Genomic DNA, 26,127 nt, shown 5'->3' on the forward strand with positions numbered 1-26,127 from the left:
GGCTCAAGCCGAGGTCTTGGCCAGGTAGTCTTCCAGCCAATGGATATCGTAATCGCCATTGGCGATATCCTGGTTGGAAACCAGATCCTGGAACAGCGGCAGAGTGGTCTTGATGCCATCGACGACGAATTCGTCGAGTGCGCGGCGCAGACGCATCATGCATTCGACGCGGGTCCGACCGTGCACGATCAGCTTGCCGATCAGGCTGTCGTAATAAGGCGGGATCCGGTAGCCCTGATAAGCGCCGGAATCGATACGGACGCCAAGGCCGCCGGGCGCATGGAAATGCGTGATCGTGCCGGGCGAGGGGACGAAAGTGCGTGCGTCTTCGGCATTGATGCGGCATTCGATGGCATGGCCATGGAAATGCACTTCATCCTGCGTCACCGAGAGACCGCCGCCGGAGGCGACGCGGATCTGCTCGTGCACGAGGTCGATGCCGGTGATGGCTTCCGTCACCGGATGCTCCACCTGCAGGCGGGTGTTCATTTCGATGAAATAAAACTCGCCGTTCTCGTAGAGAAACTCGATGGTGCCGGCGCCGCGATACTTCAGCTTCTTCATCGCGTCGGCGCAGATCTTGCCGATCTTCATGCGCTGTTCGACGTTGAGTGCCGGAGAATTGGCTTCCTCCCAGACCTTCTGGTGGCGGCGCTGCAGCGAGCAGTCACGCTCGCCGAGATGCACGGCATTGCCTTCGCCATCGCCGAATACCTGGATTTCGATGTGGCGCGGCTTGCCGAGATACTTTTCCATATAGACGGATTCATTGCCGAAGGCGGCTGCGGCCTCCGTGCGTGCCGTCGACCAGGCCTCGATCAGGTCGTCTTCCGTGCGGGCAACCTTCATGCCGCGGCCGCCGCCGCCGGCGGTTGCCTTGATGAGAACCGGATAGCCGATCTCGCGCGCCGTCGTCAGCGCTTCCGCCTCGGTCTTCACTTCGCCATCGGAACCCGGAACGACGGGAATGCCGAGCTGCTGCGCCGTGGTCTTGGCGGTGATCTTGTCGCCCATCAGGCGGATATGTTCCGCCGTCGGACCGATGAAGGTGATGCCATGCGCCTCGAGAATATCGGCGAACTTGGCATTTTCCGAGAGAAACCCGTAGCCTGGATGCACGGCGTCCGCGCCGGTGATCTCGCAGGCGGCGACGATCTGATGGATATTGAGATAGCTTTCTCGCGACGGCGGCGGGCCGATGCAAACGCTCTCATCCGCAAGCCGTACATGCATCGCATCCGCATCGGCGGTGGAATGCACCGCAACGCTCGCGATGCCGAGTTCCTTGCAGGCGCGCAGCACACGCAGGGCGATCTCTCCGCGATTGGCTATGAGAATCTTCGAAATCATGGGCATGGCGCTTACTCGATGACGACCAGGGCTTCGCCGTACTCGACCGGCCGTCCATCCTGAACGAGGATTTCGGTTACCGTACCGGACTTTGGCGCGGGAATCTGGTTCATCGTCTTCATGGCTTCGATGATCAGCAGGGTCTGGCCTTCCTTGATGGTCGAGCCGACCTGAATGAAGGCAGCCGAGCCCGGCGCCGGCGCCAGGTAAGCAGTGCCGACCATCGGTGCGCTGACGACGTTATCGGGATTGCGGGTCTTGCCTGCGGGTGCTGCAGCGGCCGGGGCGGCGGCTGCAGCAGCCGGAGCGGCAAAAGCGGCCTGGCCGGCGATCGGCGCCTGAACATATTGCATCGTGCCGGCGCGCGACACGCGGATACGCAGATCTTCCTGCTCGACTTCGATCTCGGTCAGATCCGTGTCGTTGAGAATGTTGGCGAGATCGCGAATCAGCGCCTGGTCGATACCCGATTTCTTTTCAGCCATAGGATTTCTTGCCCTGTATTTTTGTTATTGGGTGATGGATTTAAGCGCATGAAGCGCCAGGATGTAGCCATAAGGTCCGAAACCGCAGATCATGCCCTTTGCAGCGGGCGCGATCATCGATTTGTGCCGGAATTCTTCGCGTGCGTGGATGTTGGAGATATGCACCTCCACCACGGGAATGGAAATGGCGCGGATCGCATCGTGTAGCGCGATCGAAGTGTGACCATAGGCGCCGGGATTGATCGCGATGCCAACGGCCTTGTCGTCGGCTTCGTGCATCCAGTCGACCAGCACGCCTTCGTGATTGCTCTGGCGGAAATCGACAACGAAGCCCAGGCTTTCGCCCGCGGACTTGCAGTCGGCTTCGATATCCTTCAGCGTCTTGCCGCCATAGATGCCCGGCTCGCGCTTGCCCAAGGCATTCAAATTGGGTCCGTTGAGGACAAAAATAGTTTGCGCCATCAGATGTTCCGTCAAAGTGCAGCGCAACCTATAGACTCCCGAGGCCCTGTAGGAAAGCCCCGGAGCGAAGGTTGCATGTCTCTAGGTGTGGAAACGCCGCGATTTTGGCATTTTTGCGCCGCGCGGGGACGCGGCACCGTTTCGAAGCCGTCAAAATGCGGGTGGGCTATCTGCTTTCCCGTTGTAAGACCGGCGCTTACACCGATCAGCAGCTGGTTTTGCCGCAGCTGCGGACATTGGCGATCTTCTGCTTGATGGCGTCGAGGCCGATCGCGCCGGAAATCATCTCGTTGCCGATCACATAGGCGGGCGTGCCTGTGACGTTGAGATCCGAAGCAAGCTGGTAGGTCGCCTTGATCATGTCGGTGTTCGGTGCCTTTGCCATTTCGGCACGGATGGCGGATTCGCTGACGCCGAGCGAAGTGGCGACCTCGATGGCGGTATCTTCGGAGGCGCGGCCGTCGCTGCCCAGCAGCTTGCGGTGGAACTGCTCGTATTTTTCAGGCGCAAGCTCGCGAAAAGCGCTGGAGACGCGGGAAGCGGCAACCGAATCCTGACCGAGGATCGGGAATTCCTTCAACACGAAGCGCACGTCCTTGTCCTGCTTCAGCAGCGTGTCCATGTCGCCGAGCGCATGCCGGCAGTAGGTGCAATTATAGTCGAAGAATTCCACGACGGTGATGCTGCCCTTCGGATTGCCGATGGCCACATCGTCCTTGGAATTGAAGATCGCGTCCTTGTTCTGGGTGATCACCTGGGACGACTGCGCAACGCGGGCGTCGTCCTGCTTCTTTTCGAGCGCTGCCTGCGCATCCAGCAGCACCTCCGGATGCTCGACGAGATATTCCTTGATGAAATCCCCGATTTCCTTCTTCTGCTGGTCATCCAGCGCGGCGGCCGGCTGGATTGTGGCGAAGGACGCTGTCAGGGCAATCGCCGAAACCGTCAGCAGGCTTTTGAGAGAAAAGGTCATTGGGTCCTCGTTTGGATCTGAGCGGAGACGTCATTCTCGGATGCGCCATAGCATCGTCGGGTTAACATCCGCAAACATGCATCGACAATTTACGGTGCGTCCTTATTTCCAGAAACAGGAATTTTCACGACAAAGCCGCAATCGCAGGATTGTGAACGAGCCGATATTGCGGCAAATGTCGCATGCCGATCCGATCCAAGAGAGAATTGACCTTGTTTTCCCTATCCAAGCGCAGCGATGTCGAACCCTTCCACGCCATGGATGTGCTGGCGGAGGCGACGCGACGCCGCCAGGCCGGGCACCCGGTCATTTCCATGGCGGTCGGGCAACCCTCGCATCCCGCGCCGCAGGCGGCATTGGAGGCAGCGCGCGCGGCCCTTGGCCATGGCCGCATCGGCTATACGGATGCGCTGGGAACACTTGCCGTGCGGCGGGCACTTTCCGCTCACTATCAGGCACGCCATGGCTTGAGCATCGATCCCAAGCGGATTGCCGTCACCACCGGCTCGTCGGCCGGCTTCAATCTCGCCTTCCTGACCTTATTCGATGCCGGCGACAGCCTGGCTATCGCCCGGCCAGGCTATCCGGCCTATCGCAATATCCTCGCAGCGCTCGGCCTCGATGTCATCGAAGTGCCGGTCACCGAGGAAACGCGGTTCACATTGACGCCTGAGAGCTTGGAGGCCGCACAGGCAGCCAGTGGCAAACGGCTGAAGGGCGTGCTGTTGGCGAGCCCCGCTAATCCCACCGGCACGGTGACGGGCAGGGCGGCGCTGAAGGCGCTTGCCGACTATTGCGCCGACCGTTCCATCGCCTTCATCTCTGACGAGATCTATCACGGGCTGACCTTCGTCGGCGAGGAGACGAGTGCGCTGGAGCTGACCGACGAGGCGATCGTCATCAATTCCTTCTCGAAATATTATTGCATGACCGGCTGGCGTATCGGCTGGATGGTCTTGCCGGAGCGGCTGGTGCGGCCCATCGAGCGCGTGGCTCAGAGCCTTTATATCTCCGCGCCTGAACTGTCGCAGATCGCCGCCGAGGCCGCCCTCGGCGCGGGCGCCGAACTCGATATCTATCGCGAAAGCTATGGCCGCAACCGTGATTTCCTGATGCGCCGACTGCCTGAGATCGGCTTTCGCATCGCCTCGCCGATGGATGGTGCCTTCTACGCCTACGTCGACGTCAGCCGCTTCACCAATGACAGCATGGCCTTTGCCCGTAAGATGCTGGCGGAAATCAACGTCGCCGCCACGCCCGGCCTCGATTTCGATCCCGTGGAAGGACATCGCGCAATGCGGTTCTCCTATGCCGGCTCGAATGCCGAAATCGAGGAAGCCACAGAACGTATGGCCGCCTGGCTGAAATAATTTAGGAAATCAATGAATTGCAGGAGCTTGCGGATGTACTTTCGCATATCGCGGAGCCGCGCGCATGCCTGGCTGGAGTATGTTAATCGGCTTGCGGAAATAGAAAATCCGGCTGTGTCGCCACGGCCGGATTTTCGTCGGTTCATTCTAAATCGGTCTTCTTAAAAGAATCCCCGGCGCTGCCACCAGCCAGCCTTCTTCGGCTTGGTCGGCTCACCTTCGCCGTCACCGCCTTCATTGGGGCGGTTGGAGGTTACCACCGGCGCCGACGAGGAAACATTGGATTCGCGGTTGGCGCGTGCCGGTTTGGCCGCATCCTCGATTGTTTCGGGTGCCGCAACATTGTCGAGAGCTTCGGCAATCTCGGCAGCCACTTCGGGTTCGCCCTCGGTCGCGAATGCTTCCTCGACAACAGGCGCCTCGACCGGCGATGCATCGGCAGCCTTTGCCTTCCGGCGGCCGCGGCCCTTGGCAGGCTTCACATCTTCGGTGACGATGGCGGCCGTTTCCACAGCTGCCATGGCCGGCTGGCCCTCGACAGCGGCTTCGCCTTCGGCAACGGCAATCTCCGCTACAGTTGCCTCTTCTTCGCGATCAGCGTCGTCGCCCGCATCGGCCTCGAAGGCCTCACCGGCTTCGGATTCGCTGCCTTCGTCCTGTTCGCCACCCTGGTTTTCGCGGTTGCGACGGCCGCCGCGCTTGCCGCGCCGGCGGCGCTTGCGCTTCTGCTGTGCGTCGTCTTCATCGCCGGCGGATGCGGCGCTCTCGTCGCCGGCATCGCCCTCATCCTCGTCGCCCTCTTCACCGTCTGCGTCCTCGGCAGCATCGGCCGCGGAGATATCATCGGAAGCCGGTGCTGCCTGGCCGTCATTGCCACGGCCACGACGGCGGCGGCGGCGCTTGCGTTTGCGGCCGCTTTCACTGCTTTCGGAGCGGGCAGGCTGCTGCTCGGTGCTCGCAGCCTTTTCTTCGAGTTCTTCTTCTTCGTCCTCATCTGCCTCGATGACGATATCGTCGTCATCATCGTCAGGGATAGCCGCGAAGTTGAACAGGCTTTCGATCTTCACCGGATTGGCGACAGGCTCGCCGCGGTCGATCGCGAAATGCTGCGTGCCGACCGCGTTGTCGGCGTCGATGACGATCGCGACACCGAAGCGGGCTTCATAGTCGATGATCGTCTGGCGCTTGTGATTGAGCAGGTAGAGCGCGATATCAGGCGTCGTGCGCACGGTGATGTCGTGCGTCGTGTTCTTGAGCAGGTATTCCTCGATGCCGCGCAGGACATGCAGCGCGACGGAGGATTGCGAGCGCACGTGGCCGGTACCGCCGCAATGCGAGCAGATCTGCGTCGTGCTTTCCAGAACCGAGGCGCGGATGCGCTGGCGCGACATTTCCAGAAGGCCGAAATGCGAGATGCGGCCGACCTGAATGCGGGCGCGATCGTTCTTCAGGCATTCCTTCAGCTTCTTCTCGACGGCGCGGTTGTTGCGCTTTTCTTCCATGTCGATGAAGTCGATGACGATCAGGCCGGCAAGATCGCGCAGGCGGAGCTGGCGGGCCACTTCATCGGCAGCCTCAAGGTTCGTCTGAAGCGCGGTGTCCTCGATCGAATGTTCGCGGGTCGAACGGCCGGAGTTGACGTCGATCGAAACCAGCGCTTCCGTCTGATTCATGATCAGGTAGCCGCCGGATTTCAGCGTCACCTGCGGCTGCAGCATGCGGTCGAGCTGCGCCTCGATGCCCGAGCGCGAGAAGATCGGATGGATGTCGCGATAAGGTTGAACTACCTTGGCATGGCTCGGCATCAGCATCTTCATGAAGTCTTTCGCTTCACGATAGCCTTCTTCGCCGGAGACGATGACTTCGCTGATATCCTTGTTGTAGAGGTCGCGGATGGAGCGCTTGATCAGGCTGCCTTCTTCATAGACCAGGCAGGGAGCGGTCGATGCGAGCGTCAGCGTGCGGACGTTTTCCCACAGGCGCATCAGATATTCGAAGTCGCGCTTGACCTCGACCTTGGTGCGGTTGGCACCGGCGGTGCGCAGGATGACGCCCATGCCCTGCGGCACTTCGAGCAGCTTGGCGATTTCCTTCAGGCGTTTGCGGTCCTGCGGATTGGTGATCTTACGGGAGATGCCGCCGCCGCGCGCCGTATTCGGCATCAGAACCGAGTAGCGGCCTGCGAGCGAGAGATAGGTGGTAAGGGCCGCGCCCTTGTTGCCGCGCTCTTCCTTGGCAACCTGCACCAGCAGGATCTGCCGGCGCTTGATGACTTCCTGGATGCGATACTGCTTGCGCGGCCTGCGCTGGGTACGGTCGGGAACTTCTTCCATCGCATCTTCGGCGCCGACGGATTCGATCACTTCCTCTTCATGGTCGTGATCGTCATCGTCGTCGTCATCATGGCGACGCTTGGAGGAGCGGACGTCTTCGGAGATCGAATCGGTTTCGACCATGGCGGCCATTTCGCCCGACGGACCGTCCTCGTCCTCGCTCGGCGCATCGATGGCTGCCGTCGCTTCCGGGGCGGCTGCCTCTTCGGCGGCCGCCTCCGCTACCACCTTCTTGCGGCTGCGGCGCGGCTTCGCCTTCTTGGCTGGAGCTGTTTCCTCGGCGGGTGCCGCTGCCTCAGGGGAAGAGGCCTCTTCCGCGATCGCGGCCGGCACTTCGGCTTCTTCGCTTCCCTTGGGAAGGATGCCGATATCGGGCTGTTCCTGCTGCGAAAGGTCGAGCGCGGTTTCCACGTGCTCGACGTCATCGTCACGGCGATGCTCTTCGGCCTCGGCCTTCAGAAGCGCCTGACGATCGGCGAGGGGGATCTGATAGTAGTCGGGATGGATTTCGGCAAAGGCCAGGAAACCGTGCCGGTTGCCGCCGTAATCCACGAAAGCGGCCTGGAGCGAAGGTTCGACCCTCGTCACTTTTGCGAGATAGATGTTGCCGCGGATTTGCTTCTTGTGCTGAGACTCGAAGTCAAATTCTTCTATGCGGTTCCCGCGAACGACAACGACGCGCGTCTCTTCCTCGTGAGACGCGTCGATAAGCATTTTGTCTGCCATGAAAGCTGTGCTCCTCGGCGCCGGCAACCGGATGGGGGCCTGCCTGTCACTGGGACAAGCCGGACACGGTCCGCCGTTGCTGCACCGGATAATGAAAGTCGCAAGTGGTTCGGAGATGACAGCATCCAGACGGCAGCCGGGGCATCAGTTCCCTGGGGTCTGTTGACTTTCTTGAAAAGCTGCTGCGGTAGCATCCGTAACCAAGCGAGATCGACTATGCCTTAGACCCAAATGGGTCCGATGAATGTGCTCTCTAAAGAGCGTTTGGTGGCTCTCCACCGATGAATTTCCCGTCTGAAACCGGAAATTCAGATATCCACTGTTCGGAGCGGAAGTACTGCAGACGGCGGATGACTGCCGCTTATGGCGCCTGGTACTCGAGGCGGCTGCCTTTGCGGCGACTCTATCCCGTCGACACTTCTACCCTAATATGCGTTGTATGTTTTATCTGTCGCAATAGCAAGGGAAAAGCCAAGTATGCCATAATATTGATGGATTCCTCGGATGATGAGGACACGGGAGCGGCTGTCAACGATTCGTCTCCCGGCGCATCACCGGATGCGGCCCTCACGTCAAACCTGGTTCCCGCTATTGGGACTTCAAAAACAACGCCGAAACCAACATGGGGCGCGTTGGACACTTGGTAAAGGGATTGCGGCATGTGGCGGAGATTGGCGTGAGGGCTTTGCGATTTGCGGCAGCGGCCCTTGCCCTTGTGGTTCTCGTGATGTTTTCGGCATTTGCGCCTGCGGCGGCGGCGGATGGTCCGTTGCTAGCCTATGGCGCGCGCATAGCCGGCGACGATGCCCGCACGCGCATCGTCATCGACATGGACCGAGAGCCGGTCTTCACGGTCCATTATCTCGACAATCCCGCCCGCGTGGTGGTCGATCTGCCGGCGACGGCATTCGGCTTTCCGGCCGCCGATCTCAAACCGACCGGTCTCTTCAAGGATATCCGCTACGGTACGATGGATGCAGACAGCGCCCGCATCGTGCTGACGGCAAAAAAGCCGGTGAAGCTGGTCATGGCCAAGGTGCAGGCCGATGAAGCAGGCAAGGGGCAGCGGCTCGTGCTCGATGCCGAGATGGTGCCGGCCGAACAATTTGCCGAACTGGTGAAGGAGCAGAGCTGGACGAGCGATGATACCACCAGGGATGTCGGTCCCGTCGAGCCGACGCAAAAGGCCGATCCGAATATCTTCCTCGTCGCCGTTGACGCCGGTCACGGCGGCATTGATGCGGGTGCGACCGGCACCGACGGCGTCACGCAGGAAAAGGACATCACGCTCGCCTTCGCGAAGATGTTTGCCGACAAGCTGAACGCCCAGCCCGGCATCAAGGCCTTCCTCACCCGTGACAAGGATCAATATTTATCGCTGTCGGAGCGCGTGACCATCGCGCGTCAGAATCGCGCCTCGCTGTTCATCTCGCTGCACGCCGATACGCTGAAGCAGAAGGATATTCGCGGCTCGACCGTCTATACGATCTCGGACAAGGCTTCGGACCGGCTTGCCGGCGAGGTCGCCGACCGTGAAAACAATTCCGATCGGATCGCCGGGACCGACGCTCAGGCGCAGCCGGCCGCCGTCAACGACATTTTGATGGACCTGACCCGCCGCGAGACGCAGGCCTTCTCCATTTCGCTGGCGCAGGATGTGCTGTCCTCGTTCAACGGCCAGATATCCATGATCAACAACCCGCACCGCCACGCCGGTTTCCAGGTCCTGACAGCGCCGGATGTGCCCTCGATCCTGCTGGAACTCGGCTTTCTCTCCAATAAGGAAGACGAGAAGCTGTTGCTCGATCAAGATTGGCGGCAAAAGGTCGCCGACAGGCTGACCGAGGCGGTGAAGAAGTATCGCGTGTCGATCATCGCGAACGGCGGCTAACGACGCCAAATGCTATGATCGGTCGTGGCTTCCATGTCACAGCTTTAAATATTAGAATTAAATGAAACTGGGAATACCGAGGCAAGCCCTATTTTGCTCACATTCCCGCCTTTACAGCGAACTATCATCCGCTCGCGAGTGAAGCACGGCTTTGTTTCATTGCCGTCTTGCATTAACACCGGGAGCATGCAAAACGCCCGTGGTTATGCGATGACCTCACGCACATGCCGCATGAAGAACAAGCACCGGTAGTATCATATGATCAGACTGATTGGATATTTCTTTGGGCTGGGCTGCCTCCTGTTTCTGGGTTTGGCGGCTGCGGCGGCCATCTATCTGAGCGTGGTCTCCAAGGAACTTCCCGACTATGAGGTGCTTGCGAAATATGCGCCGCCGGTGACGACGCGCATTCATGCCGGCAACGGCGCCTTGATGAAGGAATATTCGCGGGAGAACCGGCTTTTCGTGCCGATCCAGGCCATTCCAGATCGCGTCAAGGCAGCGTTCCTTTCCGCCGAAGACAAGAATTTCTACAACCATCCCGGCGTCGACGTCGGTGGCCTGGCACGCGCCATCGTGGTGAACCTGCAGAATATCGGTTCCGGCCGCCGCTTCGTCGGCGCATCGACCATCACGCAGCAGGTCGCCAAGAACTTCCTGCTTTCCGCCGATCAGACCTTCGACCGCAAGATCAAGGAAGCCATTCTCTCCTTCCGCATCGAACAGGCCTACAGCAAGGACAAGATCCTCGAACTCTACCTGAACGAGATCTATTTCGGCCTGAATTCCTACGGTATCGCCGGCGCCGCGCTCACCTATTTCGACAAATCGGTCAATGAGCTGACGATTGCCGAATCGGCCTATCTGGCTTCGCTTCCCAAGGGGCCGTCCAACTACAATCCGTTCCGCCGTGCCGAGGCAGCGCTGACGCGCCGCAATTGGGTGATCGACCGCATGGTGGAGAACGGCTATGTCATCCAGAGCGACGGCGAAGAGGCAAAGAAGCAGCCGCTCGGCGTCGTGCCGCCGAAGAGCGGTCCGTCACTCTTCGCCTCGGATTATTTCGCCGAAGAAGTCCGCCGCCAGCTGATCGACCAATACGGTGAAAAGACCCTTTATGAAGGTGGTCTTTCCGTCCGCACGTCGCTTGACCCGCAGATGCAGCTCGAAGCGCGCAAGGCCCTGCAGGACGGCCTGGTCGATTATGATGAGCGTCGCGGTTATCGTGGCCCGCTCAAGCAGATCGCGACTTCGCAGGATTGGGGTGCCGAGCTTGCCAAGGTTCCCGCGCTGAGCGACGTGCCGGAATGGCAGGTCGCCGTCGTCCTCTCCGCCTCCGATCAGGGTGTCGACATTGGATTGCAGCCGAGCGTCGATGCGTCAGGCAAGGTTTCGGCCGAGCGCAAGCGTGGTACGATCGCCGCTGTCGATATGCGCTGGGCCTACCGGTCGGCAGGCGGCAAGTCGGTGAAATCGCCGAGTGGTGTGCTGAGCGCTGGCGACGTGGTTTACGTGCAGAAGACCGGCAACGCCGATTCGAGCAGCTATCGCCTACGCCAGCCGCCGAAGGTGCAGGGCGGTCTGGTCGTCATGGATCCGCATACCGGCCGCGTGCTCGCCATGGTCGGCGGCTTCTCCTATGCACAGTCCGAATTCAACCGCGCGACCCAGGCCAAGCGTCAGCCGGGTTCGTCGTTCAAGCCCTTCGTCTACGCCGCCGCGATGGATAACGGCTATACGCCGGCCTCCGTCATTCTCGACGATCCGCTGCAGATCACGCTCAGCAACGGCGATGTGTGGAAGCCGACGAACTACGAAGGCGAGGGCGGCGGCGTGCACACGCTGCGCTTCGCCATCGAACACTCCCGCAACCTGATGACGGTCCGTCTCGCCTCGGACATGGGCATGCCGCTGGTGGCCGAATATGCCGAGCGCTTCGGCATCTACGACCATATGAACCCGGTTCTCGCCATGTCGCTGGGCGCAGGCGAAACGACAGTGCTGCGCATGGTTTCGGCCTATTCGGTCATGGCCAACGGCGGCAAGCAGATCAAGCCAACCTTGATCGACCGCATCCAGGACCGCTACGGCAAGACGATCTTCAGGCATGAGGAGCGCGTCTGCGACAACTGCAATGTGAATGCCTGGCAGAATCAGGACGAGCCGGTCATCGCCGATAATCGCGAGCAGGTGCTCGATCCGATGACGGCCTATCAGGTCACGTCGATGATGCAGGGCGTCATCATTCGCGGTACGGCCGCCGGCAAGATCAAGCTCAACACCGATGTCGCCGGCAAGACCGGCACCACCAACGATGAAAAGGATGCGTGGTTCGTCGGCTTCACGCCGAGCCTCGTCGCCGGCCTCTACGTCGGCTACGACACGCCGATCACGCTCGGCCGGGGCGGCACGGGTGGCGCGCTCGCCGCGCCGGTCTTCAACGAATTCATGCAGGCGGCGACGAAGGATCAACCACCGGAGAAGTTCCAGGTTCCGGCTGGCATGACAATGGTCGCAGTCAATCGTGCGACCGGCATGGCCGCGCAGCAGGGCGACCCGAATGCCATCATGGAAGCCTTCAAGCCCGGCACCGGCCCGGCAACGAGCCTCCAGGTCATTGGCGGCGGCGATGCTGCCGCGCAGGTGGCGCCGGAGGAAATTCTAAGGACTTCGCCGCAGGCGAACCAGGCGGTTACGTCCGGGGCGGGCGGTCTCTTCTGATCCCATCCTATTTGTCAGATCGCCATGCCGTGGGGGCTTTACAGCCGCGGCCTGTGTATTTATGTCACCAGCACTCTTTGAATTGGATGGCCGTTCGTCTCGAGCGGCGAAATGAAGAAGCAGGATCATGAGAGCCGAAATCGAGAAAATAGTCGATGAAACCAAGCAGGCCATCACCCTGCTGAGGAGGCATCTTTGACTGGGATCAGGCGGTAAGACGACTGGACTGGTTGAATAACAAGTCGGAGGATCCGACCCTCTGGAACGATGCTTCCGAAGCACAGAAACTGATGCGCGAGCGCCAGCAGCTCGACGACGGCATCAGCGGCGTGCGCGCCCTCGAACAGCAGCTTGCCGACAATATCGAGCTGATCGAGCTCGGCGAGGAAGAGGGCGATGCCGACGTCGTGCGTGACGCGGAAGAAACCCTGAAGGCCCTCAAGGCCGAAGCTGCCCGCCGGCAGGTGGAAGCCATGCTCTCGGGCGAGGCCGATTCCAACGATACCTATCTCGAAGTCCATTCCGGCGCCGGCGGCACCGAGAGCCAGGACTGGGCGAACATGCTGCTGCGCATGTATACCCGCTGGGCCGAGCGCCAGCGCTTCAAGGTGGAGCTGCTGGAAGTCCATGACGGTGAAGAAGCCGGCATCAAGTCCGCGACCCTGCTCGTCAAGGGACACAATGCCTATGGCTGGCTGAAGACCGAATCGGGCGTGCATCGCCTCGTTCGCATCTCGCCCTATGACAGCAATGCGCGTCGCCACACCTCGTTCTCATCGATCTGGGTCTACCCGGTCGTCGACGACTCGATCCAGATCGAGATCAACGAAAGCGATTGCCGTATCGACACCTATCGCTCGTCGGGCGCCGGCGGCCAGCACGTCAACACCACTGATTCGGCCGTGCGCATCACGCATATCCCGACCGGGATCGTCGTGCAGTGCCAGCAGGAACGCTCGCAGCACAAGAACCGCGCCAAGGCCTGGGATATGCTGCGCGCCCGCATGTACGAGGCGGAGTTGATGAAGCGGGAAGAAGCCGCCAACGCCGAAGCCGCTTCCAAGACGGATATCGGCTGGGGTCACCAGATCCGCTCCTATGTGCTGCAGCCCTACCAGCTGGTCAAGGATCTCCGCACCGGCGTTGCGAGCACGGCTCCCGGCGACGTGCTGGACGGTGATCTCAACGAATTCATGGAAGCCGCACTCGCGCATCGCATCAGCGGTGCTGCCGATGCGGTCGTCGACGACGTCGAGTAAGTTCGAACATATCAGCACCAATAAAAAAGCCCCGGAGACGGGGCTTTTTTATTGGCAGGTGCGCTGTTGAATCCAGCGTCAATCCGAAAACTGTTCCGCGAGAATCCGATCCGACCACGATCTGTCCGGATCGGAAAGAATGCGGGCCGTCGTATCTTCGCTTTGGCGGATCTGGATGCCGAGGACGGATTTGACCTCGGCATTGTCGGCGGCGGCGTTGACCGGCCGCTTGTCCGCTTCAAGCACGGTGATGTCGACCGTGACCTTGTTTGGCAGCAGCGCGCCGCGCCAGCGTCGGGGACGGAAGGCGCTGACCGGCGTCATGGCCAGCAGCGGCGCCTCCAGCGGCAGGATAGGGCCATGGGCGGAGAGATTATAGGCCGTGGAGCCCGCCGGCGTCGTTACCATCAGGCCATCGCAGATCAGCTCCGGCAGGCGGACCCGGCCGTCGATCTCGACCCTCAGCTTCGCCGTCTGATAGGATTGGCGAAACAGCGACACCTCGTTGATGGCGAGCGCGACACGGGAGCTGCCATCGGCATTGCGCGTGGTCATCTGCAGCGGATGGAATGCGTTTTCGACAGCCGCCTCGATGCGTTCGGCTAGGCAATCCGTTCGATAGTCATTCATCAGGAAGCCGATCGAACCGCGGTTCATACCATAGACGCACTTGCCGGAATTCATGGTGCTATGCAGCGTCTGCAGCATGAAGCCGTCGCCACCGAGTGCCACGACGACATCCGCACTCTCCTGCGGCGTCTGGCCGTAGAGGCGAATCAATTCTTGCTGCGCAGCCTGTGCCTCCGGCGCGGTGGAGGCGAGAAAGCAAACGGATTGAAGATTGCGTGACATGCAATGTCCTTTAAGTGGCCATACTAGGTAGTGTTATTCCTCTCCTGCGACAAGACGTTTCACTCGGACTGGTAAATCGCTGAAGCTGCGTATCGATCCCCAGCTTTAAGGTCGAACGAGTGATTTTCGCTTTACAGGATTTCAAAATCTGTTAGTTGGCATCCCCATATGCCCTTGTAGCTCAGTTGGTAGAGCACCTGATTTGTAATCAGGGGGTCGCGGGTTCGAACCCTGCCGGGGGCACCAGATTTTTCCAAGACTTGGTTGCCTTGTTGATCGCTGGTATGGAAAATCGGTGGCGACAAGATAATTTATGGATGCCGAAATCTTCAGCATGTCGGCGAAGTCGTCAACGCAACATCCCGTCCCTGGAAACATATGACCAGCAAGCCCAAGAAGCCCAAGCTAGAGCATTCCGAACTTTCAGGTGAATTCACCGATGACGGTGTAACCGTCTTGGTGGATATCTTTCGTCCGGCCGGCACCAATGCCGATTGGCGGATGGAAGTCATTACGCCGGAAGAGGATCTGATCGAATGGGAAGAGCCCTTTGCGACCGATCGCGAGGCGTTCGACGAATTCCTGGCGACGATCGCGCGCGACGGCATCAGATCGTTCTTCGACGACGCGGATCCCGTGATTCACTGAGCCTGTCGACACGTCTTGGCGAGTTGCATCAAATAGCCCTTCAGTTCTGCATGCATGCATTTGCCTGCATGCCCGGAATCGTAGGCGCATTTACAATGTCCAAAATAGGCATAGACTTCATCCGTCAATGGCGGGGAGGATACGTTCATGCGCGAGATATCGCGGCATGTCGCCTTGGGATTGCCGCTTGTCGTGATCACGGCGATCATAGGCGCACCAGCATTAGCCGGTGAAAACTGCTACTGTAAAAATACGGATGGAAAGCAGCATGCGGTCGGCGAGGTCGCTTGCATGACCGTCGGTGACCGGAGCTATCTCGCGCAATGCGAGATGAACCTCAATGTCACCTCCTGGGCGAAGCTGCAGGACGGATGCCCGGTCACCGAGAGAGTGCTTTGGCGCCAATCGGCCTGGCACCCGGCGCCGATGATCGTGCGATGAGCATTGGGGACTTGATTTTGCGCTGGTGGTGAGCGTGCTTCGATATGCTTCAGCCGCCTTATTTGCGGACCAGCAGGAGCGGTTCGCCTTCCTCTTCTTCGGACTTCTGGAAACTGCCATCGGGCTTCATGTCGAAGGAGAGCGAGGAGCCATCGCTGCCCAGCATCACCAGCCCGAAACCTTCGGCCGCCCAGAGTGAAAGCTTGAGCTCGCCGATCTCGGCGATGCAGTTTCCGCTTGGTGACATTTTGGCGGTGCCGTCCTGATCCTTGTCGGTGGTCAGCGTGATATCGCAGACCGGCTTTCCATCCAGCTGCTGGATGCGCCATGCGCCGGCAAGACTTGCGACCGTCGGCACGTGATCGACATCGCCCAGCGCCGGCAACAGCCATTTAGGATCGCCTCCTTCGCTTTCCCACGGGGAGCCTTCCTCCTGCTGGAAGCGCATCAACGGCTTGCCCTCGGCATCGGCAATGGCGAGAGCACCGTCGTCCGTGAAGTTCCAGGCGCGGGCTTTGGCGAGAGCGGGCAGGGGTGTCGCGCAGCCATCGGCACCGGTGATTTCGTGACCGCCAGGGACTGCGTTCGTCCCGAAGGTGAGACGGCAGCCCTTGGCGCCGCTTTCAGGCGCGACCAGCCAGGTACCGGTTTGTGCCTGAACGACTTCGTCGTCGGCGGCTGGAGCGGGCTGGGCCACTGTCAAAGCAAGGGTGGCGGAAACCGCCGCTAGACCGAAAGCACGGATCAAGGCAAATTCTCCCAACATGCCGCGGCTGCCAGGGGCGCCGCTAGAGCCGGATGATTTTAGGTCGATTCGACCTAAAATCTGAATCCGCTCTAGGATCAAAGAAGTAGAGTATGATGTCGTCCGAAAACCGCTCACACTTTTCGGCATCATGCTCTATGATTTGAGATAGGATCGCGTCGCATATAGCGCGATCGCGGCTGCGTTCGAGACATTGAGCGATTTGATGGCGCCCGGCATGTCGAGCCGAGCCAGTGCAGTCACCGTTTCCCGGGTCTTCTGGCGTAGCCCCTTGCCCTCTGAACCGAGAACGAGCGCGATCTTGTCGCCGGTGAATGTGCCTTCCAGCGGCGTCGGCCCTTCCGAATCAAGGCCGATCGTCGTGAAGCCGAGCCGATGCAGTTCCTCGAGCGCGTCCGCGAGATTGGTGATCTGTATATAAGGTATGAGCTCGAGCGCGCCGGAGGCCGATTTGGCGAGCACGCCTGATTCGGTCGGGCTGTGGCGCTGCGTCGTGATCACGGCGCCAGCATCGAAGGCCACGGCCGAGCGCATGATGGCGCCGACATTGTGCGGATCCGTCACCTGATCGAGAACGAGCAGCAGCGGGCTGTTCTTCAGCGCCTCGAGGCGACGCACGGGCAGGGGCCGCGTTTCCAGCATGACCCCCTGATGGATGGCCTCTGGCCCCAGCACCTTGTCGATATCCTGTGGCGAGACGATCTCGACGGGAATGCCAAGTGCGTCAGCCGGGCCGATTTCCAGCCGCACAAGCGCATTCTGCGTCGTCGACAGCTTGATGTTCTTGCGCTCGGGATTGCCGAGAGCGGCGCGAACCGTGTGCAGTCCATAGAGAAAGACCTGATCGGGCGCGATCGCCGGCGGTTTCCAGTCGTCCGCACCGGCCCGCTTTCGCTTCTGCGGCGCCGGCGTCGGGATTTCGCCACGCTCACGCTTGGCGTCGCGATGCGCGCGCCGCAGGGTGGCGTAATGCGTGTCCTTGGCCGATTTGTCGTCGGCGGTGTTTTCAGGGCCGGAATGGCCGGATGTTTTGTCTTTGCTCATGCGGCTTTATAACCAGCGCCTTCCGGGGCGCATAGCCCTCTTTCGGCCGCGAGCTTTTCCCACAGGCTGAATTTTTCGTCATTTTTGCCAATTCCTTGTGTTGACAGACGGAAATCGTCCGGTCATATACGCGGCGCAGATGACGGCGGCGACGCCAACATCGAGCAACTTGGTCGCAAGATCCAGTCGGAATACTGGAGGGATGCCCGAGTGGTTAAAGGGGACGGACTGTAAATCCGTTGGCTCAGCCTACGTTGGTTCAAATCCAACTCCCTCCACCATTCCGGACCGGATCTTGACCACCCGCGCGGGTATAGCTCAATGGTAGAGCAGCAGCCTTCCAAGCTGAATACGCGGGTTCGATTCCCGCTACCCGCTCCAAGAATTTCAACCACTTAGCTATATCCCGTGTCACTTCATGTCACCGCGTGTCAGTCGGCCTTTTTGGCCCGCTGTTCTATGCGAGCTTCCGCAATTCTGCGACTGCTCTCCAATCCATCGCCGCGGCTATAGCGGCGAGTAGTTTTCGTCGTGGTATGGGTCGCAAGATCACGGGCGTCCTCAAGCGAGCCCGTTGCCTCGACTGTCTCGGAAACGGCTCCGGCTCTCGAATCCATCGACCAAACATTTGATGGAACGCCGGCAGCATCCCGCACTTTGCGGAATTTTTCTGTATAGCGATTCTCCCAATATGGCTTTCCATGGTCCTCGTCGATGACAACGGGGCCGATATCAGGAATACGAAATGCCTTCAGCGCCTCCGCCACCAGAGGATAGCTGTTCAGATCCCGCGCCACCGCAGCGCCGGTCTTACTGGTCTTGAGCGTCAAGATCAGGTCTTTCGAGATCGACTTGGCCATCAAGCCGCTCCAGCGGAATTCCCCACCTTCAGGCGGCGGCGCCCATTCCCCGATAATATCAATTCGGCGCAGGGCCGTTTCGAACTTCAATGCTTCGACGAATCCGATCGATGGGCATTTCAGTTCCGCGCTTTTCTTCACGATCGCCAAGCATTGATCATAGGTCATAGCGATTTCGCGTCCTGCTGGCTGCTCGAAACGAATATCCGATAGGATTGCGCGGGCCTGTTTGCACCCCTGAAGGCGTTCGCCGGCTCCGTAGCTCAACACAAGCCGCAGGAGCTTAATAGCGCCTGATGCTCTCCTATGGCCTTTTTTGCGCCATTGCTTGAACCAATCCTTGAAATCTGACGCCTTAAGGGCATCGACCCGGCGTTTCCCCACGTTCTTTTCCAAGACGCGGAGGCTTGGCTCGTAGTCGCGGATCCTGGTCGAGTGCTTCACGGTGTGGAGAGAGCTTGTCGTATCGTGCTTGTAGCAATCGATCAGTGACTTGATCGTGCCATCGTAGCTAGGAGCAGCATCCTTGCCCCGCAGATCGTCTTGGAGCGTTCTGGTGCGCCTCTGACACTCTTCGGCGATCTGCTCGTCTGAGAGGCAGTCATCGAGCCGTATCACGTCCAGATAGTCCGGAGCGCCTTTGACGGCTCGCTTCGGGTCCCAATAATGGACGCGGGTCCCACTCTTGTTGTCCCGGTATTTGTAACCGGGTCGGTCAGTCCTCATCCCATTCTTCCTTTCCATCGGGGGCTAGATTGCCCGATGGAAGCATGCCGGCCGTTCGGGTCGTATCGTCAACCACGGCGTTCTTGTGGAAACCGGGGATAACGGTGACAACCAGTGAACGGATATCGATCTTGACTGCGGCACCTTGGCGATTGGCGGCGCGGATAATTCTTTCGATATCGGCTTGGCGGAAAGCGGCTCTGGTCATTCGTCCTTCCCCTCCTTGCCTATGTTGGCCTTTTGTTCTTGCAACGGAGAAGGGGTGGAGTCGAAGATGGAGTTGTACGGAGGAAGCTCACACTCTGGGCATGGCTCGTCATGGTATTCGGCCCACTCGCGACGCTTACGAGAGCGCTCCTCTTCGATTTCGGAACAACTCGGGCAAAAATCGTAGCCCCATTCCCAGTGATCGAATCCGACACCATCGCCGCAGTATTTGCACTTTCCGCTAGCCATTACTTCCACCCCTCCTCGTTCAGAGCGGCGCGGCCCGCATCGGTGATCTTGATGCCAGGATATCCGCCAAGGCGCATGAATTCGATCAGCTTGGCTTTGATCATGGGCTTGCACTGAGCCTCTGCCGCCTTCTCCCATGTCTGCAAGGGCCAGCCGATGCGGCCTAACCCATTGTCAGCGCACATGCGCAAAATTTCACGTTGCGTGCTATTCAGCTTCATCACCGCCTCCAAGCTTAGAGAGGAGGGCGCGGAGCGCGATCAGGCCATCAACGAACGAACGCGATCCGTCAAGATCTTCAAATGTGGCCTTCACATACGGGTTACCGTCGCCCGTGGTAATCGCAAGAAAGGCCTTGTGCCCCACGGTCAGTTCAGCCGCCTTTCTGGCTTCCTCTATAAGGTCAGAGGTGCGCTGGCGTTCGGAGAGGAGGGCCTTCGCGATGGCATTCACCAAAGCTTCTTCGTTTACTCCATAATTAGGCAGCATGAACTCTGGGCCGTCGCCCAAGACATTCTGTACCGCATACATGATATCGTCAGGAAATATGCTCATGCGTCCTTCCCTTCGTCATTGGAGATAGATGGAAGGGGAGGGAAAACCTCAAGCGCACTTTCGGGGTAGATCTGGACTGATCCAGGCTCTCGTTCGCTCTCGACGCAATACCCGTCCGGCGTCAGTTTGGTGCTATAGAAGCCGACCACTTTTCCTTGCCAGGACGATCCTTTGATTTTCCGGACGCGATCACCGATGCGGAAGGTTCGCCCATCACCGTTTCCGGCTTCTGGGATAGGGGCGCGACGGTTCCAATTCTCCGTCATCTTCCCTTGAAGCCACTCCAACGTGAAGCGGATTCCGCCCTTCTGAACATACTTCGGGCCGCATCCTCGCAAACCGGATGGTTGAATTTCAACACACCGAAGAGTGAGTTCATTTTTGCCTGTCTGCTCAAAAGCAGCTTCGCCGCCGCAGAACGGGCATGGCTTCAGAGTGGTCATTGGGGAATGCTCCAAGGAACAAGGGGAGTCGCGTAGGCGAGCATGAGGGGATGGCGAGGATGGCCGTCGAGCGCGGTTCCCCAGCACATCGGTTTCGCGCCGGCGCGATTCAGCACGTCAACGACAGAGCGCCACCGGTTTAGCAAAGGCTTCGGAAGCTTCGAAAGTGGACCCCATGCGACAATGTGAATGTCGGCACCACGGATCGCCCGTTCGATATAGGCGTCATTCTCTGGACCGATTGGGTCGGCAGCCGTGCGAAGATCGCGAACATCCTTTGCGACAAGGGCGAACGGGTTCCAAACGACAACCTTACTGGCGCCGAGGCGAGCGCAGAAGCCGTCTACCTTTGTCATGGTATGGTCGTTCTTCTCTTCGTTGGCCTCGGCTGGGTTGATCATGCCAAGCGACACGACCGGACCGCTTCCGCCGAAATCATGCTCAAGCAAATAGCGATAGAGGCCACATTCAGAAAATATGGCAGTGCGTTGCAACAGGAGGTCCGCCATCCTACGCCTCCTCTTGGGCAAGCTTGGCCCGGAGGGTGGGGAGGTAGCGACCGACAGCGTCAACCGCACTGCGAGAAAGAACGAACGAGGCCAGCGGCTTGGCGCTTTCCCGGTGTACTATCGTTGTTCCGGCCCATCCCAATGCAATACTTTTGGCAGCACATTCTAAGGCCGCTTCTTCAGTCGGAAAGTTTTGACGCAGACGGATGATCGAAGAATGCTTCAGCTGGTTATCGCGCCGGCTGCGCGGCGGAGGGCAATGGTAGACACTCGCTTCCCAGTGTCCAGTCTCCAGCTCGGCAATCAGCTCTTCAAGCTTGCTCATCGGTAGAATCCTGTTGTGGGAGAGCACTGGAGATCGGCCGAAGCGTGAAGAAGTCATCCGCCGCAACGGTAGCATGCCCAAGGCAGCCAGCCTGATCGGTGATATTGTCCTTGACCGAATCCTTCGAATACTTCGACTGAATGTGAACGGCGGCAGTCAGCAGCATCATGATGCAATCGGCTGGATCGGCATTCACATTCTGGCAGATGGCTTGGGCAACCGCCTCGATTGCCAGAACACGCTCGCGCGGATCTTGTGGGATTTTGCCTTTGATCTCGATTTCCATTACTTGCCTTACCCCTGCTGCTGGAGGGCGGCGCGGGCAGTCCACCACTCGGCAGACTTGCCATGAGTTTCACCGAGCGCCGGGGCTAAGCCAAGGATCACCTCAACCGAAGCGTCGTTGAGTTTGCAAACCTCGTCATGGTCATAGTTGCTTGGATTGATCTCATAAAGTGTATCGTGCGCCCAGCGGACTAACTTGCGGAGTTCGCCGTTCTCCACCCGCAGCGCCTCTATCTCTGCCATGGCGTCGATGCTGATATTGTCGCCCCATGCCTTGCGAACGATCGAATTGCATAGATCGCGTTCTGCTTCGCGTGCCGCCTCTATCTCTGCGGAGGGGGATGGGGGGGCGCGGAGCGCTAGATAGTGACGCAATGATGCCTTCGCCGGTTCATAGTTAATTCCCAGAATCCAGTCTCGGATTTCCTCGTCGGTCATATCGAACTTTCCGCACGCAGAAATGCTGGCACAATCCTCCTTCTCCGTCCCTCTCTCTACAGGAGATGAGAGAGCGGAGCGGATATCTTCGATAAGGTCTAAATCTTCATCTGCCGCACCGAGCCGAATGTCGTAGTTGTCGATCAGGTCAATAAGCTGCTGGCAGTGGGCCGCGAAATCACGGTTTCCGTCGCTAACTTCTCGATCAACATATCGGCGATTTACGCAAGTCCCGTCACAGTGTCCGATATCTGGGCAACCGCATGGCGCGGGTGCAGGCGGAGTATCAAGGCGACGCTGATTGTCGAGTGCCATCGCAATCGCATCTGAAATTTCGGAACGGAGCTTGTACCAATCAACTTGCGGGCATCCTCCTTCCATTCCGGTATGCGCAACTAGAAGATTATGGGCGATCCGGTGAACGGGATAAGAAACCATCAGTGGCGGACTGTCCGGCTCGCCTGGTAGGAGCGCGAGGGCGGCCGCTATCGCTGCTTCATATGGCTTCGCATCACCATAGCCGCTTCCGTGGTGGATTTCCGTCCAATATGCATGGCGGGCGGCTTCGATCATCTCGGGTGTGATCATGTTCATTTGGAAATTACCTCGCCTGTCTCTCTGTTGATGACGGTCCCATCGAAGAGACGCTTGAAACGCTTGGAGAAGCCGACGGCCTTCTCGGGCTTGATGCCGAGATGCTTTTTTCGGGTGCGGGCGATCTTCGATTTGACAGCAACCTCCGCCGCGGTCTTTTTCCGATGCGGCTCTTTCAGAGCAGGGAAGAGGTTTGTCTCCCGGTGCTCGCCGCCAAGGATGAGCGAGACCCTATGATCAAGGTCCCACGCGTCGCGGACGGGATCGATCTTACGGCCGGTCAGATGGCAGATGCCGTTCTCTCGGTCGAAGATGCGAAGACGCACGCGATCCGGCACCTTCTGATCATCGTGCTTGGCAATCCATTCGGGTATGGAGCGGGTCATGTGTTTGCCCCTCCGCTGTTGGCAGCAACGGCCATCCGGGCGATCCGCTGAAGGTCTCTAAGAGCTTCCCGCCATGTCCCGTCGCTCATCAGGGACCATTTGGAACCGGTTGGGTGAGCATCGCGAATTTCTTCAAGCGCCTTCAACAGCCGCTCGTTTTCCGATTTCTCATCTCGGTACCGGCCTTCCCAATAGCGATGATCGACAGGGTTGCCGGTGAGGCGATCAATGTTGGCGCGCAGGCGCTCAATCTCGTCCGCACCATCCGCGCAATCGACCGGCAGGGTTGGCATGCTCTTCGGTGCGCGCTTTTTTGCGCCCCACCAGCGGAGGCGATCAACAATATCGGTCATGCTAGCCTCACATTCGAAAGGGCTGTCTGAACGTCCTTGGAGAGTTGTTGATCAGCCGCTTCAGAGAACAGGCGCGAATAATTCCACGCCGTATCGCGGAAGATGCGGCCGTCGATATCGTCATTGAAGCAGGATAGGATATCGGTCTGGATCGCAGCATCTTCTGGCGTCGCAACCGTAAACCTTCCGAGCGCATCCGAAACGCGATAGTAGCCATCGGACCAATCGCCTCTGGTCTGGTACATGGCCGCAGCAAGATCAAGGCGTTGATCTTTTTCCCGCAAGGCGGCTAGGGCGCCATCCCAATCGATAGCTTCATCCAAGCCATAGCGAATGATGATCTCGGCAAGCTTCAGGTCGTTGCGACGCTTCTCAAGCGCAGCCGCAGCTTCGCGATCTTGATCCGCCTTCCGCCTTGCATCTTCCTGTTCGGCCTGTTTCGCATATTCGTCATAGCGAGCCTTGAGGCTGTTATAGGTCCATGTCGCCGCATCGAAGCCATCGGTTATCTTAACATTCCGGTTCAGGTCGCCCAGGTATCCGGCATCGTACCGGATGTTCTTCGGAAAGCGAGAGCGGCTTTTCATGTCCCGCTCGCTGTAGGAATCCGGTATCCCGGCCTCTTTCATAATGGCGACAATCTTCTCGCGAAGCTGGCGGTTGATTTCGATCTTTGGAAGGTTGCGCTCGTGGGCGTCGATATCCTTCTGCCGGGCTGCTTCCAATTCGCTATTGGCCCGAGCGGCAATCTCCTTCGCCGTCGGCTCGCGCCAGTGGTTCATGCTGCTGGCATAGCTTCTGGGATCGGACATACATCTGCCGACAAAGCCGCACTGTTCAAGCTCTTCAGCCATTGATGAAATCCTCCATGTCGATCTGTGGAGCCTTGCGGCGACGGGTAAGCGCCGCATTGGCGGCATGGTGCTTGGCATCCCAGCTCAAATGACATTTCTGGCAAAGTGCTCGGCAACGCTCCGGGTCAGCATGGCTTTCGTCGTGATCCATGTGGGCGATCGTCAGAACAACCTTGCTTCCGGTGATAGGGTGAGGCTGTCCGTTCTCGGCACGGCACTCGGGATGCATCGGCGTGCCTTCACAGCGGTTGCCAGCACGGGCGAGTAGCGACGCCCGGAAAGCCTTCCATTCCTTCGAATGAGTGCCGCCTCCCAGATAGAGAGATTTTCGCTCGGATCTGATCGGCATCTCAGCCACCAATCCGTTCGAAGACGAAAGACATGATCACCAAACCGGACGCGCCGATAAGGAAGAGCAGGGCGATAGCGCATGCTATTTCGGCGGTATCGGTGGGGATGGTGCCGGTAACGTCAGTCATGTGAGGCTCCGATCTCGGTTATTTGTTTTTCCGTGCAGCCGGCATGAGTGGCGACTAGTTCCAGCGCATCAGGCGGATAAATGTTTGAGAGAACTGCATCCTTGCAGACGCGATAGATCGAGCCGGCCTTTTCTCGCGCCGCTTGGCTAGGAGAGGCGTCCAGAGCGTTGCAGGCGATCCGCTGGTTGTTCAGTAGCGCAAGGTTTTCATCCGCGTTGCCGGTCCAGTGGGTGGCGCTCCAAAGCATCCTGGCGACAGTTGCCAACCAATCCATATCGACTTGTGAAAGGGGAGCGTCCGACGACGTTGGGGGCGGATCGTCGGACGCTGCGGAAGCGGAAAGGGCACCGCTGTCCGCTGTATCCGGCTCGGATGGCGTCGAGCCGGAATCGGATTGTTCCTTTGGTTCTTTGAATATGACGTTGTGCTCGGCACCGAAGGCGTAGATCAGCTCGATAAGGTTGCTCATCTCCTCGATCGTCAGCGTCGAGGTGTGCATGCCGAGCGGGACATAGGTACCCTTGTCGATGCCTGGCACGACGCGAGCGTGGCGGAGGGAAGCCGTAAAAACGTCCTTCCAGTCCTCAGCATCAAGTTTCTGACCGTACCACTCGACCTGATCTGATACTTCGCCCAGCATGGCCCACATCTTCGCAGATTGCTCGCTGGAGCGGCTTTTCTTTCGGAAGGTGACAACGGTCCCGGCTTCGACGTTGCGCGCCCACGTGGCGATCTTCTGCCGATCCTCTGGGCCTTGAATGGTGACGGTCTGGCGGGTGGTCATGCGCCACCGCCTTCTTCTACCGCAGGTTCCGGAAAGAATTTGAGAAGTTCAGCTCGCCAGAAATCACGGCTCTCATACCACTGCGGACCGACGCTCTCCTTGGTGATGGGATCGCGGTTTTCCCTGATGTATGCGTCCAGCTGCTCGGGTGTGGTGAGATACTTGGTGCGGTTGAGCACGCCCTCGTCATCCAGCTTCCCAGCTTCGCGAAGCTCGTACAAAGCCTCTCGGTAACGCTCGAAGAGGCCCTTGTAATGGCCAAGCTCTACGTCTCTCCACCGGTAGTAATCCGACCTGGAACGATGCGAGGTTTCGTGCGCGTTCAGGCGCTCAATCGCCTGGTCGATCGACTTGGCATAGATTTGGACTTGGACCTTCGTCAAGAATTCTCTGCGGTCGACGTCCTCAAACCCCGGAGATGCATAACGTTCGGCCATCTTGTAAACCAAGGCGGCGCGGGCCTCGTCATCGCTCATGATGCCGTCTGCCAGCTCTTCCGCCGAAATGCGCGCGAGGATGAACGATACAAGATCCTCGATCGGAAAGTTGATCGCTCCATCACAGACAGTCATATTCGGGAAGTGCTTGCCTGGATCGGTCTTAGCGTAATACTTGCGCTGCGCCGTGACCTCGCCGTCTTCCCAGACGGTGATATCGAAATCGTTCAGAGAGTGAACCGTTCCCTTCCGACCGTTGTTGGTAAACTCATGGTCTACCTTCAAGGTAGAGGGGCGATCGTTGTAGCGAGATAGAAACATC

Annotated in this window: 30 protein-coding genes and 3 tRNA genes; 9 read left to right on the top strand and 24 right to left on the bottom strand. The window is 59.1% G+C overall.

Annotated features, from left to right (window positions below; genetic code table 11):
• Positions 1–3: 3 nt before the first annotated feature.
• The 4 genes from accC to HGP16_RS25155 form a co-directional block, all read right to left on the bottom strand.
• Complete coding sequence (accC, locus tag HGP16_RS25140; protein ID WP_205926694.1) at positions 4–1,356, bottom strand: acetyl-CoA carboxylase biotin carboxylase subunit; 1,353 nt, start codon at positions 1,354–1,356, stop codon at positions 4–6.
• Between the two features lie 5 nt (positions 1,357–1,361).
• Positions 1,362–1,835, bottom strand: a complete 474-nt coding sequence (gene accB / locus HGP16_RS25145) for an acetyl-CoA carboxylase biotin carboxyl carrier protein (protein WP_168842718.1) — start codon at positions 1,833–1,835, stop codon at positions 1,362–1,364.
• Positions 1,836–1,859: 24 nt separating this feature from the next.
• Positions 1,860–2,297: a type II 3-dehydroquinate dehydratase gene (gene aroQ, locus HGP16_RS25150; RefSeq protein WP_168842719.1), complete on the bottom strand. Its 438-nt coding sequence runs from the start codon at positions 2,295–2,297 to the stop codon at positions 1,860–1,862.
• Positions 2,298–2,502: 205 nt separating this feature from the next.
• Positions 2,503–3,270 (bottom strand): DsbA family protein, encoded by a 768-nt coding sequence (locus HGP16_RS25155; protein ID WP_168842720.1) that lies wholly within the window; start codon positions 3,268–3,270, stop codon positions 2,503–2,505.
• Between the two features lie 212 nt (positions 3,271–3,482).
• Here HGP16_RS25155 and HGP16_RS25160 point away from each other — a divergent pair, with 212 nt between their 5' ends.
• Positions 3,483–4,640: a pyridoxal phosphate-dependent aminotransferase gene (locus HGP16_RS25160; RefSeq protein ID WP_168842721.1), complete on the top strand. Its 1,158-nt coding sequence runs from the start codon at positions 3,483–3,485 to the stop codon at positions 4,638–4,640.
• Positions 4,641–4,801: 161 nt separating this feature from the next.
• Here the strand turns inward: HGP16_RS25160 and HGP16_RS25165 are convergent, their stop codons facing one another.
• On the bottom strand, positions 4,802–7,699 hold the full coding sequence (locus HGP16_RS25165) for a ribonuclease E/G (protein WP_168842722.1): 2,898 nt from the start codon (positions 7,697–7,699) through the stop codon (positions 4,802–4,804).
• A gap of 640 nt (positions 7,700–8,339) precedes the next feature.
• On the opposite strand from HGP16_RS25165, the gene HGP16_RS25170 reads away from it, so the two are divergent.
• From HGP16_RS25170 to prfB, 3 genes are all read left to right on the top strand, one after another.
• Positions 8,340–9,590: an N-acetylmuramoyl-L-alanine amidase gene (locus HGP16_RS25170; RefSeq protein ID WP_409526864.1), complete on the top strand. Its 1,251-nt coding sequence runs from the start codon at positions 8,340–8,342 to the stop codon at positions 9,588–9,590.
• A gap of 258 nt (positions 9,591–9,848) precedes the next feature.
• Complete coding sequence (locus HGP16_RS25175; RefSeq protein WP_168842724.1) at positions 9,849–12,311, top strand: penicillin-binding protein 1A; 2,463 nt, start codon at positions 9,849–9,851, stop codon at positions 12,309–12,311.
• A gap of 127 nt (positions 12,312–12,438) precedes the next feature.
• Positions 12,439–13,570, top strand: a protein-coding gene (gene prfB / locus HGP16_RS25180; RefSeq protein WP_168842725.1) for a peptide chain release factor 2 whose coding sequence is annotated in 2 segments (ribosomal slippage) — positions 12,439–12,507 and positions 12,509–13,570 — 1,131 coding nt in all. Because the reading frame shifts where the segments join, the coding sequence is not laid out codon by codon here.
• A 78-nt stretch (positions 13,571–13,648) separates the two neighbouring features.
• On the opposite strand, the gene HGP16_RS25185 is transcribed toward prfB, so the two are convergent.
• Positions 13,649–14,422, bottom strand: coding sequence for an NAD kinase (locus HGP16_RS25185; protein WP_168842726.1), 774 nt, complete (start codon positions 14,420–14,422; stop codon positions 13,649–13,651).
• A gap of 170 nt (positions 14,423–14,592) precedes the next feature.
• On the opposite strand from HGP16_RS25185, the gene HGP16_RS25190 reads away from it, so the two are divergent.
• The 3 genes from HGP16_RS25190 to HGP16_RS25200 all read left to right on the top strand — a co-directional run bounded on the left by HGP16_RS25190 (position 14,593) and on the right by HGP16_RS25200 (position 15,511).
• Positions 14,593–14,668, top strand: a tRNA-Thr gene (locus tag HGP16_RS25190).
• A gap of 132 nt (positions 14,669–14,800) precedes the next feature.
• Positions 14,801–15,070, top strand: coding sequence for a hypothetical protein (locus HGP16_RS25195; RefSeq protein ID WP_112511217.1), 270 nt, complete (start codon positions 14,801–14,803; stop codon positions 15,068–15,070).
• Positions 15,071–15,217: 147 nt separating this feature from the next.
• On the top strand, positions 15,218–15,511 hold the full coding sequence (locus HGP16_RS25200; protein WP_168842727.1) for a hypothetical protein: 294 nt from the start codon (positions 15,218–15,220) through the stop codon (positions 15,509–15,511).
• Between the two features lie 58 nt (positions 15,512–15,569).
• On the opposite strand, the gene HGP16_RS25205 is transcribed toward HGP16_RS25200, so the two are convergent.
• Both HGP16_RS25205 and rlmB read right to left on the bottom strand, forming a co-directional pair.
• Entirely contained in the window at positions 15,570–16,259 is a 690-nt protein-coding gene (locus HGP16_RS25205; protein ID WP_168842728.1) for an AprI/Inh family metalloprotease inhibitor, read from the bottom strand.
• 153 nt (positions 16,260–16,412) lie between these two features.
• Positions 16,413–17,321: a 23S rRNA (guanosine(2251)-2'-O)-methyltransferase RlmB gene (gene rlmB / locus HGP16_RS25210; protein WP_168842729.1), complete on the bottom strand. Its 909-nt coding sequence runs from the start codon at positions 17,319–17,321 to the stop codon at positions 16,413–16,415.
• 196 nt (positions 17,322–17,517) lie between these two features.
• Here rlmB and HGP16_RS25215 point away from each other — a divergent pair.
• Positions 17,518–17,602 (top strand) — tRNA-Tyr (locus HGP16_RS25215).
• Positions 17,603–17,628: 26 nt separating this feature from the next.
• Positions 17,629–17,702 (top strand) — tRNA-Gly (locus tag HGP16_RS25220).
• Positions 17,703–17,752: 50 nt separating this feature from the next.
• Here HGP16_RS25220 and HGP16_RS25225 read toward each other — a convergent pair.
• The 16 genes from HGP16_RS25225 to HGP16_RS25295 form a co-directional block, all read right to left on the bottom strand.
• Positions 17,753–18,799 carry a hypothetical protein gene (locus HGP16_RS25225; protein WP_205927556.1) on the bottom strand — a complete coding sequence of 349 codons (1,047 nt, stop codon included), beginning with the start codon at positions 18,797–18,799 and terminating at the stop codon, positions 17,753–17,755.
• Between the two features lie 97 nt (positions 18,800–18,896).
• Entirely contained in the window at positions 18,897–19,115 is a 219-nt protein-coding gene (locus tag HGP16_RS25230) for a hypothetical protein (protein ID WP_168842731.1), read from the bottom strand.
• A gap of 247 nt (positions 19,116–19,362) precedes the next feature.
• Complete coding sequence (locus tag HGP16_RS25235) at positions 19,363–19,584, bottom strand: hypothetical protein (protein WP_168842732.1); 222 nt, start codon at positions 19,582–19,584, stop codon at positions 19,363–19,365.
• Entirely contained in the window at positions 19,571–19,918 is a 348-nt protein-coding gene (locus HGP16_RS25240; protein WP_168842733.1) for a hypothetical protein, read from the bottom strand. Before HGP16_RS25240 ends, HGP16_RS25235 begins: the two co-directional genes overlap by 14 nt.
• Entirely contained in the window at positions 19,915–20,184 is a 270-nt protein-coding gene (locus HGP16_RS34125; RefSeq protein ID WP_168842836.1) for a hypothetical protein, read from the bottom strand. The genes HGP16_RS25240 and HGP16_RS34125 overlap by 4 nt, the downstream gene beginning before the upstream one ends.
• Positions 20,185–20,357: 173 nt before the next feature.
• A complete protein-coding gene (locus HGP16_RS25250; RefSeq protein ID WP_168842734.1) occupies positions 20,358–20,870 on the bottom strand; it encodes a DUF1643 domain-containing protein in 513 nt (170 codons plus the stop codon).
• Position 20,871: 1 nt separating this feature from the next.
• Positions 20,872–21,195, bottom strand: coding sequence for a hypothetical protein (locus HGP16_RS25255; protein ID WP_168842735.1), 324 nt, complete (start codon positions 21,193–21,195; stop codon positions 20,872–20,874).
• Positions 21,182–21,481, bottom strand: coding sequence for a hypothetical protein (locus tag HGP16_RS25260; protein WP_168842736.1), 300 nt, complete (start codon positions 21,479–21,481; stop codon positions 21,182–21,184). Before HGP16_RS25260 ends, HGP16_RS25255 begins: the two co-directional genes overlap by 14 nt.
• A gap of 8 nt (positions 21,482–21,489) precedes the next feature.
• The gene (locus HGP16_RS25265) at positions 21,490–22,512 is read right to left on the bottom strand and encodes a hypothetical protein (protein ID WP_168842737.1); all 1,023 of its coding nucleotides are present in this window, start codon (positions 22,510–22,512) and stop codon (positions 21,490–21,492) included.
• Entirely contained in the window at positions 22,509–22,898 is a 390-nt protein-coding gene (locus tag HGP16_RS25270; protein WP_168842738.1) for an HNH endonuclease, read from the bottom strand. The genes HGP16_RS25265 and HGP16_RS25270 overlap by 4 nt, the downstream gene beginning before the upstream one ends.
• The gene (locus tag HGP16_RS25275) at positions 22,895–23,251 is read right to left on the bottom strand and encodes a hypothetical protein (RefSeq protein WP_168842739.1); all 357 of its coding nucleotides are present in this window, start codon (positions 23,249–23,251) and stop codon (positions 22,895–22,897) included. Before HGP16_RS25275 ends, HGP16_RS25270 begins: the two co-directional genes overlap by 4 nt.
• On the bottom strand, positions 23,248–24,105 hold the full coding sequence (locus tag HGP16_RS25280) for a hypothetical protein (RefSeq protein ID WP_168842740.1): 858 nt from the start codon (positions 24,103–24,105) through the stop codon (positions 23,248–23,250). The genes HGP16_RS25275 and HGP16_RS25280 overlap by 4 nt, the downstream gene beginning before the upstream one ends.
• Entirely contained in the window at positions 24,098–24,454 is a 357-nt protein-coding gene (locus tag HGP16_RS25285; RefSeq protein WP_168842741.1) for a hypothetical protein, read from the bottom strand. The genes HGP16_RS25280 and HGP16_RS25285 overlap by 8 nt, the downstream gene beginning before the upstream one ends.
• Before the next feature lies 1 nt (position 24,455).
• Complete coding sequence (locus HGP16_RS34440) at positions 24,456–24,584, bottom strand: hypothetical protein (protein ID WP_281408252.1); 129 nt, start codon at positions 24,582–24,584, stop codon at positions 24,456–24,458.
• On the bottom strand, positions 24,577–25,368 hold the full coding sequence (locus tag HGP16_RS25290) for a recombination protein NinB (RefSeq protein WP_168842742.1): 792 nt from the start codon (positions 25,366–25,368) through the stop codon (positions 24,577–24,579). The genes HGP16_RS34440 and HGP16_RS25290 overlap by 8 nt, the downstream gene beginning before the upstream one ends.
• Positions 25,365–26,126, bottom strand: a complete 762-nt coding sequence (locus HGP16_RS25295) for a hypothetical protein (protein WP_168842743.1) — start codon at positions 26,124–26,126, stop codon at positions 25,365–25,367. The genes HGP16_RS25290 and HGP16_RS25295 overlap by 4 nt, the downstream gene beginning before the upstream one ends.
• Between the last annotated feature and the right edge of the window lies 1 nt (position 26,127).

The sequence above is a fragment of the Rhizobium sp. P40RR-XXII genome (genome assembly GCF_012641405.1).
Classification (GTDB): Bacteria; Pseudomonadota; Alphaproteobacteria; order Rhizobiales; family Rhizobiaceae; genus Rhizobium.

Excerpts from the sequence above, each read along its gene's own strand:
- accC (WP_205926694.1), bottom strand. The coding sequence starts at position 1,356 with ATGCCCATGATTTCGAAGATTCTCATAGCCAATCGCGGAGAGATCGCC.
- accB (WP_168842718.1), bottom strand. The coding sequence starts at position 1,835 with ATGGCTGAAAAGAAATCGGGTATCGACCAGGCGCTGATTCGCGATCTC.
- aroQ (WP_168842719.1), bottom strand. The coding sequence starts at position 2,297 with ATGGCGCAAACTATTTTTGTCCTCAACGGACCCAATTTGAATGCCTTG.
- HGP16_RS25155 (WP_168842720.1), bottom strand. The coding sequence starts at position 3,270 with ATGACCTTTTCTCTCAAAAGCCTGCTGACGGTTTCGGCGATTGCCCTG.
- HGP16_RS25165 (WP_168842722.1), bottom strand. The coding sequence starts at position 7,699 with ATGGCAGACAAAATGCTTATCGACGCGTCTCACGAGGAAGAGACGCGC.
- HGP16_RS25175 (WP_168842724.1), top strand. The coding sequence starts at position 9,849 with ATGATCAGACTGATTGGATATTTCTTTGGGCTGGGCTGCCTCCTGTTT.
- HGP16_RS25185 (WP_168842726.1), bottom strand. The coding sequence starts at position 14,422 with ATGTCACGCAATCTTCAATCCGTTTGCTTTCTCGCCTCCACCGCGCCG.
- HGP16_RS25195 (WP_112511217.1), top strand. The coding sequence starts at position 14,801 with ATGACCAGCAAGCCCAAGAAGCCCAAGCTAGAGCATTCCGAACTTTCA.
- HGP16_RS25200 (WP_168842727.1), top strand. The coding sequence starts at position 15,218 with ATGCGCGAGATATCGCGGCATGTCGCCTTGGGATTGCCGCTTGTCGTG.
- rlmB (WP_168842729.1), bottom strand. The coding sequence starts at position 17,321 with ATGAGCAAAGACAAAACATCCGGCCATTCCGGCCCTGAAAACACCGCC.
- HGP16_RS25230 (WP_168842731.1), bottom strand. The coding sequence starts at position 19,115 with ATGACCAGAGCCGCTTTCCGCCAAGCCGATATCGAAAGAATTATCCGC.
- HGP16_RS25235 (WP_168842732.1), bottom strand. The coding sequence starts at position 19,584 with ATGAAGCTGAATAGCACGCAACGTGAAATTTTGCGCATGTGCGCTGAC.
- HGP16_RS25240 (WP_168842733.1), bottom strand. The coding sequence starts at position 19,918 with ATGAGCATATTTCCTGACGATATCATGTATGCGGTACAGAATGTCTTG.
- HGP16_RS34125 (WP_168842836.1), bottom strand. The coding sequence starts at position 20,184 with ATGACGGAGAATTGGAACCGTCGCGCCCCTATCCCAGAAGCCGGAAAC.
- HGP16_RS25250 (WP_168842734.1), bottom strand. The coding sequence starts at position 20,870 with ATGGCGGACCTCCTGTTGCAACGCACTGCCATATTTTCTGAATGTGGC.
- HGP16_RS25255 (WP_168842735.1), bottom strand. The coding sequence starts at position 21,195 with ATGAGCAAGCTTGAAGAGCTGATTGCCGAGCTGGAGACTGGACACTGG.
- HGP16_RS25260 (WP_168842736.1), bottom strand. The coding sequence starts at position 21,481 with ATGGAAATCGAGATCAAAGGCAAAATCCCACAAGATCCGCGCGAGCGT.
- HGP16_RS25265 (WP_168842737.1), bottom strand. The coding sequence starts at position 22,512 with ATGAACATGATCACACCCGAGATGATCGAAGCCGCCCGCCATGCATAT.
- HGP16_RS25270 (WP_168842738.1), bottom strand. The coding sequence starts at position 22,898 with ATGACCCGCTCCATACCCGAATGGATTGCCAAGCACGATGATCAGAAG.
- HGP16_RS25275 (WP_168842739.1), bottom strand. The coding sequence starts at position 23,251 with ATGACCGATATTGTTGATCGCCTCCGCTGGTGGGGCGCAAAAAAGCGC.
- HGP16_RS25280 (WP_168842740.1), bottom strand. The coding sequence starts at position 24,105 with ATGGCTGAAGAGCTTGAACAGTGCGGCTTTGTCGGCAGATGTATGTCC.
- HGP16_RS25285 (WP_168842741.1), bottom strand. The coding sequence starts at position 24,454 with ATGCCGATCAGATCCGAGCGAAAATCTCTCTATCTGGGAGGCGGCACT.
- HGP16_RS34440 (WP_281408252.1), bottom strand. The coding sequence starts at position 24,584 with ATGACTGACGTTACCGGCACCATCCCCACCGATACCGCCGAAATAGCA.
- HGP16_RS25290 (WP_168842742.1), bottom strand. The coding sequence starts at position 25,368 with ATGACCACCCGCCAGACCGTCACCATTCAAGGCCCAGAGGATCGGCAG.
- HGP16_RS25295 (WP_168842743.1), bottom strand. The coding sequence starts at position 26,126 with ATGTTTCTATCTCGCTACAACGATCGCCCCTCTACCTTGAAGGTAGAC.